The sequence below is a fragment of the Cryomorphaceae bacterium genome, assembly GCA_007695365.1.
Lineage (GTDB): Bacteria > Bacteroidota > Bacteroidia > Flavobacteriales_D > SKUL01 > SKUL01.
In genome coordinates, this window is record REDV01000152.1 from 1 (window position 1) to 10,244 (window position 10,244).

Annotated in this window: 6 protein-coding genes; 4 read left to right on the plus strand and 2 right to left on the minus strand. The window is 47.7% G+C overall.

Annotated elements, in window-relative coordinates; genetic code table 11:
* The coding region (locus EA392_15025; protein TVR36439.1) for a TonB-dependent receptor at positions 1–1,401 on the plus strand (1,401 nt) is incomplete at its 5' end.
* Between the two features lie 18 nt (positions 1,402–1,419).
* On the opposite strand, the gene EA392_15030 is transcribed toward EA392_15025, so the two are convergent.
* The gene (locus EA392_15030) at positions 1,420–1,926 is read right to left on the minus strand and encodes a metallophosphoesterase (protein TVR36440.1); all 507 of its coding nucleotides are present in this window, start codon (positions 1,924–1,926) and stop codon (positions 1,420–1,422) included.
* A gap of 55 nt (positions 1,927–1,981) precedes the next feature.
* Here EA392_15030 and truA point away from each other — a divergent pair, with 55 nt between their 5' ends.
* The 3 genes from truA to EA392_15045 all read left to right on the plus strand — a co-directional run bounded on the left by truA (position 1,982) and on the right by EA392_15045 (position 8,899).
* Positions 1,982–2,725 carry a tRNA pseudouridine(38-40) synthase TruA gene (gene truA / locus EA392_15035; protein TVR36443.1) on the plus strand — a complete coding sequence of 248 codons (744 nt, stop codon included), beginning with the start codon at positions 1,982–1,984 and terminating at the stop codon, positions 2,723–2,725.
* A gap of 47 nt (positions 2,726–2,772) precedes the next feature.
* Positions 2,773–4,470 carry an ABC transporter ATP-binding protein gene (locus tag EA392_15040; protein TVR36441.1) on the plus strand — a complete coding sequence of 566 codons (1,698 nt, stop codon included), beginning with the start codon at positions 2,773–2,775 and terminating at the stop codon, positions 4,468–4,470.
* A 67-nt stretch (positions 4,471–4,537) separates the two neighbouring features.
* Positions 4,538–8,899: a PKD domain-containing protein gene (locus EA392_15045; GenBank protein TVR36442.1), complete on the plus strand. Its 4,362-nt coding sequence runs from the start codon at positions 4,538–4,540 to the stop codon at positions 8,897–8,899.
* Here the strand turns inward: EA392_15045 and EA392_15050 are convergent.
* Positions 8,883–10,244, minus strand: a 1,362-nt coding sequence (locus EA392_15050) for an ATP-binding cassette domain-containing protein (protein TVR36444.1), incomplete at its 5' end; no start/stop codon positions are given. The two genes, EA392_15045 and EA392_15050, sit on opposite strands and share 17 nt — an antisense overlap.

Consider the following 10,244-nt stretch of genomic DNA (forward strand, 5'->3'; position numbering starts at 1 on the left):
TTTTACGAAAACCTCAGCCAGGGAGAGGAACTGGTAGATCAGTTTGAACGCCTTGGTAACATGGATCAGTTTCGATACAACTACGACCTCAGTTTGAGCCACTCCATAGAGTTTGATAGCTCAGACCACAAACTGATGACTGCCGTTTCGTACAACGCGAGCGACGACTTTACCAATCAGCGCTTTCGGCAGGATATCATTCTGCAAGGAACCGAGAACCTCTTTTTTGACGAGTTTCTTGAGCGGGTAAACCAAAATGAGTGGCTTCAGAATTTTATTGGCCAGATGGATTATTCTCGTCCATTGATGGGCGGAGAGCTTGAAACGGGTGCTAAAGCTGCCTGGCGAAGAATTGGCTCCAGTTATTTTGCTGAGCGCGGTCCCGATGAAGACGCTCAATTTGATCCGGTGCTGGGCCTCAACAACGAGTTCCTATACAACGAATGGGTTTCCGCTGCCTACATAAGTTACCGTGGTAAAGTAAACAAATGGAGCTACATGTTGGGGGTAAGGGGAGAACATACAACCATTGAAACCGAACTCGTGAATACGGGTGAGCTCAACAATAAATCCTACCTGGACCTTTTTCCATCCGCCTTCCTTGGTTACCAACTGAGCAAGCGCCAGCAGATTCAATTGAACAGCGGCCGCCGGGTTAATCGCCCCTATTTCAGTGCGCTCAACCCTTTTGTTGCTTTTACAGATCCTTTTAACATTCGTCTGGGTAATCCTGATCTGGACCCTGAATATACCATTTCTTCGGAACTAAACTACATTGTGTCGTTTGACCGGAATATGTTGAATGTGGGTGTTTTTCATCGCTATACTGAAGATGTGATTCAACGATATCGCACACTGGACGATGAAGGAGTGGCCCGCGTGGTTTTCGATAACATTGCACTCAGCAACACGGTGGGTGTAGATGTGTTTTTCAACCATCAGTTCACCAAAAAATGGCGCGGGAACATTAGTGTAAACGCATACTGGTCAGAAGTTTCAGGTACCGATATTGACCCTACATTTGATGTGAGCTTCTTTAGCATGTTTGGTCGTTTGAGCCAAACTTTTACCATCATGAAAGACCTGAATCTGCAGTTCAACTACTTTTACAGGGCACCCATGGAAACCGTGCAAGGGCGTATGCTCTCCATGCAGGGATTGGATGTGGCTCTTACCCATGAATTTTGGAACGGAAACGCTTCTCTTACTGTTCGGGTAACCGATATCTTTGACACCCGATTCTTTCGATTCAGAACCGAGGCTATTGACTTTGAGGTAGACACGGAATGGAACAGGGTTACCCGAAGGGGGTTGCTTACCTTCATTTATAAATTCAACAACTACAAGGAGAAGCGCAACGGCCGTCCTATGGGTGGCGGAGAAGACTTCGAGGGCATGTAGCCAAAGCACCCCAACGAATTACTTCACACTTGCGCGGCTGCCCAGTTCAATGGCCTCCATATGCATAATGGTGCCGTTTTCTATGGTAAAACGAAGCACGGTTCGCACCTTGTGAAAGCCGTGCCTGCCCGCTGCACCGGGATTTATGTACAAAGTGTTTAAACGCTTGTCCATTTGAATTTTCAAAATGTGCGAATGCCCGCAAACCAGTATTTGTGGAGGGCGCTCTCGCATGGGTAAACGGATTCTTTTATCGTACACATAGACAGGACCCGCTATGTGTGTCATCCACACATCCATTCCGCCGCACAGAAAACGATTGTCCAGCGGAAAACGCTTGCGAACTTCCTGTCCGTCAATGTTGCCGTAAACCCCTCTCAGAGGTTTGAATGCCTCAAGTTGGTCTATGACATGTGCATCCCCCACATCTCCGGCATGCCAGATTTCATCGACCTCGGCAAAATGATGAAAAATACGTTCGTCAAGATAACTATGGGTGTCAGAAAGCAGTCCTATTCGCGGCATATTGAAAGCTAAGGCTAAGGTTCAAAAGTGCTACTTTTGGCCCAAACCATCAGCGTTGAGAAGATACTTTCTGGAAATTGCATTCAAGGGTACCCGTTTTTGCGGTTGGCAGCGCCAGCCACACGATGCTTCTGTGCAGCAAGAGGTTGAAAGAGCTATCACTACAATTCTAAGAACAGAAACCACCTGCATGGGCTGCGGAAGAACAGATACCGGTGTGCACGCCAATCAGTTTTTTCTGCATTTCGACACTCAACAAGAACTTGATGCGCATCAGTTTGTTTACAGGCTCAACGGCGTGCTTCACGAAGATGTGGCCGTGAAAAGATGTATACCGGTTTCGCAGGAAGCGCATGCCCGTTACGACGCTACCAACCGAACATACCGTTATTTTGTGCACAACAGTAAAAATCCATTTTTGCGCGAAACATCGCTCTTTATGCTCAGAACACCCGATTTCGACGCGATGAACGAAGCTGCGAAGCTGATGACAGGTAGCCATGACTTTACTTCGTTTGCGCGTTTGCACTCCGACGTCAAGAACCATATGTGCGAAGTTCGCTCGGCCCGCTGGGAACAGTGCGGAGAAAGCCAGTGGTACTTTGAGATTTCGGCCAATCGTTTTTTGCGCAATATGGTTCGTGCTGTGGTAGGCACCCTGCTCAAAACAGGAAGAGGTAAAGAGCCTCTTGGTCATATAGAAACGGTGATGCAGGGCAAAAACCGCGGACTTGCAGGTGCATCAGCTCCCGCACACGGACTGTTTCTTCATTCGGTTCAATACCCCTATATTACGTGAGCAAGGCGCAGGGGAGGGGCTGGGATTTTGGGCTGCTGCGAAGGGTGATGACTTTCGTGAAGCCGTATCGCGGAGTATTTTATTTCACCTTTGCTCTCACCATTCTATCGGCGCTGATTGGAGTAGTTCGTCCTATACTGGTAGGTAAGGCCATTGACGTGTATATCCTGGAGGACGATTCACTGGGGTTGCTGATTCTCACACTGATTGTGGTTGCTGTGCTGCTGCTTGAAGCCGTGGTGCAATTCTACCAGACCTACTTCTCAAACTGGCTGGGCCAGAACGTTACCATTGATTTGCGCTCAAATCTGTTCAGGCATATCACGGCGTTTAAACTGCGGTATTTCGATAAAACGCCCATCGGACAGTTGGTTACGAGGGTGGTGTCGGACATTGAAACAGTGGCCGATATCTTCTCGCAGGGCATTTTGGTCATTATGGGCGACTTGTTGAAGTTGGTCGTGGTGGTGGTGGCCATGTTCGTAATCAACTGGAAATTGACGCTCTTTGTACTGATTCCTATTCCGCTGCTGTTGGTGGCCACCAACATATTTAAAAATGCCATCAAGAAAGCTTTTCAGCAGGTGCGAACGCAGGTGGCTGTGCTCAATACCTTTGTGCAAGAGCATATCACCGGAATGAACATCGTGCAAATCTTTAACCGCGAAGAGGAAGAGGCGAGGAAGTTCAGAGAAATCAACCAAAAACATCGTCAGGCGCATATTCGTTCGGTGTGGGCATACTCTATCTTTTTTCCGGTGGTGGAGATTCTATCGGCCATTTCGCTCGCAGTGCTGGTGTGGTGGGGCACCAGAGAGAGTCTCAAAGGCGAAGTAACCGTGGGGGAGTTGGTGGCGTTTATCCTGTTCATCTACATGTTGTTCCGCCCCATTCGTCAACTGGCCGACCGCTTCAACGTACTTCAAATGGGTATGGTGGGATCTCAACGTGTTTTTAATGTGTTGGATACCGATGAACGCATCGTAAACAACGGCACCATAGAGAAAGAGAGTCTCAAGGGCAATATATCTTTTCAAAACGTATGGTTTGCCTACAAAGACGATGACTTTGTGCTTCGCGACGTTTCGTTCGAGGTAAATCAAGGCGAAGTGGTGGCTTTTGTGGGAGCTACCGGAGCAGGCAAGTCCTCAGTCATTAACTTGCTTAGCCGGTTCTATGAGTTTCAGAAAGGTGAGATTTTAATCGATGAAACGCCTATTCGCGATTACGACCTGAATTACCTGCGAAGTGAAATTGCTGTGGTTCTGCAGGATGTATTTCTGTTTTCCGATACCATTCACAATAATATCACACTCGGTGATGACCGTATCAGTCGAGAACAAGTGATTGAAGCAGCCAAAGTAGTAAGTGCTCATGGGTTTATCAGTCGTTTGCCCGGCGGTTATGACTTCGACGTGAAAGAGCGGGGAGGTATGCTTTCTACAGGTCAGCGTCAGTTAATTTCGTTTATCCGTGCCTATGTGTACAATCCCGGAATTTTGGTGCTTGATGAAGCCACCTCCTCCGTTGATACCGAAACAGAAATGCTCATTCAGGATGCCATAGACCAACTCACCAAAGGAAGAACATCCATAGTTATTGCACATAGGTTATCCACTATTCAAAAGGCTGATAGAATTATTGTTATGGACAAGGGTAAGGTGCTGGAGTCAGGTAGCCATAACCAACTTCTGGAAAAAGCCGGTGCTTACCGCAGGCTTTTTGACATGCAATTTAAGCGGTAAATACCGTACGCACAGACAACCTCAACCCAATTTTAAAGTCATAGTGGTGTTAACCAACACAGCCGTTATGTTATTGAGATTCGTTTGTGCTGCGTGTGTTGCAGCATTATTACTCATATCACCCTCTGTTCATGCACACGAAGGCAAAAAGGGTTTTATTGAGAACAAGAATCAGTTTCATGAGAACGTCGTTTTTCAGGCTGACTTTCATCCGTACACTGTTTTTCTTGAGCAGCAGCGGTTCACTTTTTTATATGAGCATCCTGAAGACCTCGAGGCGCGTCATGACATCATGCAACTGTCGGATGAAGAGCGCATGCAGTTTTACGTGCGAGCTCATGCGTATCGGGTAAATTTTGTGGGGTGTTCACCTGATGCCATGCTTGAAGGAGGCCTGGCCCATTCATTTAAACTCAACTACTTTTTGGGCAATCAGCCCGATAAGTGGGCATCCAACGTTCGGTCTTTCAAAAAGGTGAAATACCACGAACTCTATCCCGGGGTAGATTTGCTCGCAGTGGTTGATAACGATCACCTCAAATATGATTTCATTGTGAAGGCAGGAAGTGATGCAGGCCAGGTACAACTGAATTTTGAAGGGTTGGACGAGCTTTACATCAACGGAGATGGCGATTTGGTACTTGTGACTTCGGTGGGAGAGATGAAAGAACTCAAGCCTTTTGCCTATCAAATGCAGAATGGAGCACTTCAACCCGTTGCGTGTGATTATGTGCTCAATGGTACAATCGTAACGTTTGGTTTGCCTGAGGGTTATGATCAAACACGCGATCTTGTTATTGACCCGGTGGTAGTTGCGTCCACTTTGTCCGGAACCCCTGGCGGGGGAAGTAACTACGGTCACGGTGCCACTTACGATCTGGCGGGCAATGTGTACTCACATGCCATTGCATTCGGTCAGCTGTATCCAACTACGCCCGGAGTTGTGCAGCCCAACTTCGGCGGAGGTAATGTGGATGTCGCCATCAGCAAATACAACCCTACCGGTACGGATTTGCTCTATGCTACGTACCTCGGAGGTAGTGGAGCAGATTATCCGCATTCAACTGTAACCAATCAGTTTGAAGAACTTTTTGTGTATGGTACTACACGCTCAATAAACTACCCAACTACATCCAACGCTTTTGATCAGACTCATAATGGAAATACCGACGGATTTGGAAATCCTTCCGATGACATTTTTGTCACCAAGCTTTCAGCCGATGGAACCCAAATGCTGGGAAGCACCTTTGTTGGTGGCTCGGGAGTAGACGGTAGAAACTCTGCTAATTCACTCAATTACGGCGATGTTTTTCGAGGTGAGATTGTGGTGGATGTGCAAGGCTTTCCTTACGTGGTTTCGCAGACTTTCTCCACCGACTTCCCTGTGACAATCGGTAGTTTTCAGGGTACGCATCAGGGAGGGCAGGATGCTGTTGTTTTTAAGTTGACGCAAAACCTCACCGACATGGTGTGGTGTACCTATCTTGGTTCTTCGGAAGATGATACAGGATACGGATTACGCACTACACTCAATGGTACGGTTTACGTGAGTGGCTCAACCAAAGGCAATAACTTCCCCACATCCGCAGGTGCATACATGACAACTGCTCCCAGCGCACAAGGAACATTGGATGGCTTTGTGGCACGTATCAGTAACGACGGAAGTACCTTAATATCTTCAACCTTCATCGGCACAAGCAATATCGATCAGGCATTTTTTGTGGATCTCGATAACAATGAAGTGGTTTGGGTTTACGGACAAACCCAGGGCGATTGGCCCATTGTGGGAGTTGGCAATTACAGCACGCCCAATGGACGCATGTTTGTGTCTAAGTTGAATCCGGCACTTACAGATTTACTGATTTCAAGCCGGATTGGCCCGGGTACCGGATTTAGTTCTGATGGAATTCCAGTTGCCTTTTTGGTAGATCGATGCGACAGAATCTACATATGTGCATACAACAGTGCATCAGGTTGGGAGTTAACGCCCAACTCTTTGTTTCAATCTGGCAGCTTCGTATTGTGTGCCTGGGAAGAAGATATGTCGGAACTTGCTTTTGGTACCTACTACGGTGGAAATCACGTGGACGGGGGAACTAGCCGGTTTGATAAAAGCGGTATCGTCTATCAAGGTGTATGCAACTCCGGGGCATTTCCCACGAATCCCGACGCCTGGGCCACGAACCAATCTATTGGTTGGGATATTGGAGTGTTTAAAATTGATTTCCAGTTAAGCGGGGTAAACGCAGCCATTACAACCAACGACGATATCAATGGTTGCGCTCCTCATACGGTGCAATTCAATAACTACAGTATTGGGGATGTGTTCATCTGGAATTTTGGGGATGGTTCACCTGAAAGCAGCGAATTTGAACCGCAGCATACATTCACCGAACCCGGCAGTTACACCATCAGCCTGATTAGCTTCGATTCATTGAGTTGTAACCTGGCCGATACGGCCTATCTCTTTATAGATGTGGGCTCGGCGGATGCCTTTAACCCCTCATTCTCCTACGAAATTGACTGCGAAACCTCCACTGTAACACTTACCAACGAAACAGGGGCTTCCTTCCTTGATTATGAGTGGGACATGGGCGACGGAACAACCTACAACACCGAAAATGCCGTGCACACCTTTGATGAGCTGGGTGTTTACAACATTGTTCTAACTGCCACAGACAACGCCTGCGATAACACCGAAATCGCTGAACAGGAGGTTGAAATATTTGGGGCACTCATTGCCGAAATCGGTAATGAACAAGTGATTGCCTGTCAGGAGGTTGAAGTACAGTTTGAAAACCTCAGCAATGGACAGGCTTACCTGTGGGATTTTGGCGATGGCACTACAAGCGAGGAGATCAATCCTACCCACACCTTTTTTGGCCCGGGGATTTTTGAAGTGACCCTTACTGCTTTTCATACTGAAACCTGTAATCCTGAAGATCAGGCTACAGTGACGATTGCAGTAGGGCAGGAGCAAACGGTAAATGCCGATTTTGTGGCTTTTCAAACAGATTGTGAGAACTTTATTGTTGAAACCATTAACCAAAGCGAAGGAGAGAACCTATCATTCATCTGGGACATGGGCGATGGAACCCAGTACACAGACGAGGTTGTAAGCCACCAATATGCCGATTTAGGCACCTATACCATTACCCTCAGCATTGAAGACACGCTTTGCTTCTACACCAACAACACTGAGCAAAATATTACAGTGAGCGATCAGGCTACCGCGGTAGCAAATGCTGTTGATGCAGCCGGTTGCCCCCCGCTTGACGTGGCTTTCCAGAATTTCAGTACGGGTCAAACCTTCTTTTGGGACTTTGGTGACGGAAATACTTCCAATGACTTTGCCCCTGAACACACTTTTGAGCTTTCGGGTGAGTATGAGGTGATGTTGGTTGTGTATGGATTTGAAGGATGTCCGGGACAAGATACAACCTTCGCAACCGTAAGCGTAACCGACAATACCGTGGAGGCGCTCTTTACGGCCTTGCAAACAGGATATTGTCAGGAGAACCTTGTATCTCTCCAAAATTTGAGTGAAGGTACCGGCCTTCAGTTAACATGGAATCTAAATGGCGAGGAAATCCACAACCAGGATGATTTTATTCATGCATTCCCGGGGGCAGGAACGTACAACGTTTCACTCACCGCCACAGAGCCCAATTGTTTAAACAGCGACACCTACGCCGAAACAGTGGAGGTGGTGCCCGGCTTCAATGTTGACCTGGGTCCCGACAGAGATATTTGTTACTACCAGACTTCGCAAACCCTGGAAACCGGTCTTGCGGGGCAAGGTTTGAATTTTATGTGGAGCACTGGCGAAACGGATGTTGCGTCTATTGTTGTAACAGCCCCCGGAACCTACAGCGTGGAAGTTACAGATGGCACCTGTACCGAGGAGAGTTCTGTGGAAATTGGTCAGGGAACGTTCTGGTCGGGTTCCTACTCGCTTGAGATATGCGAGGGACTTGCACACCAGATTAATATTCCCGCAAACGGTCAGAGCTATCAGTGGGCTACAGGACAAACATCAAACACCATCAGCATTACCCGTGCAGGTAACTATGGTTTTTCATTTATTGATTTTGGAGGTTGCATTCAAAGCGATACCATTTACGTAACAGCCATTCTTCCTGAGGCCCTTGTTTTCGTTCCCAATGCGTTTACGCCCAATGGCGATGGAGTGAATGACCTCTTTAAGGTGGAAGGTGAGGAAATAGAAGAGTTTCATATCCGTGTGTTTAACCGCTGGGGCGAAATGGTTTTTGAATCTGAAAACCGTGCTGTTGGCTGGAATGGCTCCCTCCACAACAATGGTCAGCACCACCTTCCTGATGGCATCTATCCTTATGTACTGAAATACAAAGGCACCTGCGAGGCCGAGCGCGTTGAACTGCGCGGCTTTGTTACGATTCTGCGGTAACCGGATTTAGCTTTGGCCCAAGGTATTTTCCGGTGAGTGATTCTTCGCACCGGGCAAGCTCTTCTGGTGTGCCCGAAAAGACGAGGTTTCCGCCGTTCACGCCTCCACCCGGACCGAGGTCAATCACCCAGTCTGCGCACTTAATCACGTCCATGTTGTGCTCAATCACAATCACCGAATGACCGAGTTCTATTAAAGCATTCATGGCAATAAGCAATTTGTGGATGTCGTGAAAATGCAGACCTGTTGTGGGCTCGTCAAAAATGAAAAGGGTGGGAGCCTCGTTCTGGCCTTTCACAAGGAAAGACGCCAGTTTGATGCGTTGCGCTTCTCCACCCGAAAGTGTGTTTGAGGATTGTCCGAGTTTTAGGTATCCCAGCCCGACGTCCTGAAGAGGCTGCAACTTTTGTACTATTCGGGTGCACTCATTGTTATTCCGGTGACTTCCGAAAAACTCCAGGGCTTCGTCAATGGTCATTTCCAAAATATCGTAAATGCTCTTTTCGTCAAAAAGAACCTCCAGTACCTCGTCCTTGTAACGCTTGCCGCTGCATAATTCACACTTCAAAAAGATGTCGGCCATAAACTGCATCTCAACCTTCACATCGCCTTCACCCTCGCAATTATCACAACGTCCACCACTTACATTAAAAGAAAAATGACTGGCCTTGTAGCGCCGCTGCTGGGCCAGTGGCTGCGAGGATAACAGGCTTCGCATATTATCAAAGGCCTTCACATAGGTAACCGGGTTCGACCTGGATGATTTGCCAATGGGGTTCTGGTTCACGTATTCAATTTGTGCAACCTGGCTGAGATCGCCTGAAACCACGCCGTCGCTGGCCTGATGACCCTCGCGTTGTTCAATTCTTCTTTTCAGTCTTGGGTAAAGCAGGTCTTTTACGAGCGTGGTTTTGCCCGATCCGCTAACCCCTGTTACCACACACAACATATTCAACGGAAAGATCACATCAAAACCGCGCAGGTTGTTTTTTTCCACCTTGTGCATCAAAATCTTGTTCCTCACTTTTCTTCGGTTTTGCGGAACCGGAATCGAGAGCCTGCCGGTAAGGTATTTGGCGGTAAGGCTTTCGTTTTGACTCAGTAATTCAGCGTGATTACCCTGAAAAACTATTTCTCCGCCATTTCTTCCGGCCATCGGACCCAAATCCACAAGTTGATCAGCGGCTTCCATGATTTCTTCGTCGTGCTCCACCACAATAAGGGTATTGCCTTCCGCCTGAAGCGAGCGCAATACCCCAATCAGTTTTTGGGTGTCGTGCGAATGAAGTCCGATACTCGGCTCATCCAGAATGTACATGGAACCGATTAAACTGCTTCCGAGCGA

Bases quoted from the DNA above. Each gene is read 5' to 3' on its own strand.
- EA392_15040 (TVR36441.1), top strand. From the start codon at position 2,773: ATGACTTTCGTGAAGCCGTATCGCGGAGTATTTTATTTCACCTTTGCT.
- EA392_15030 (TVR36440.1), bottom strand. From the start codon at position 1,926: ATGCCGCGAATAGGACTGCTTTCTGACACCCATAGTTATCTTGACGAA.
- EA392_15045 (TVR36442.1), top strand. From the start codon at position 4,538: ATGTTATTGAGATTCGTTTGTGCTGCGTGTGTTGCAGCATTATTACTC.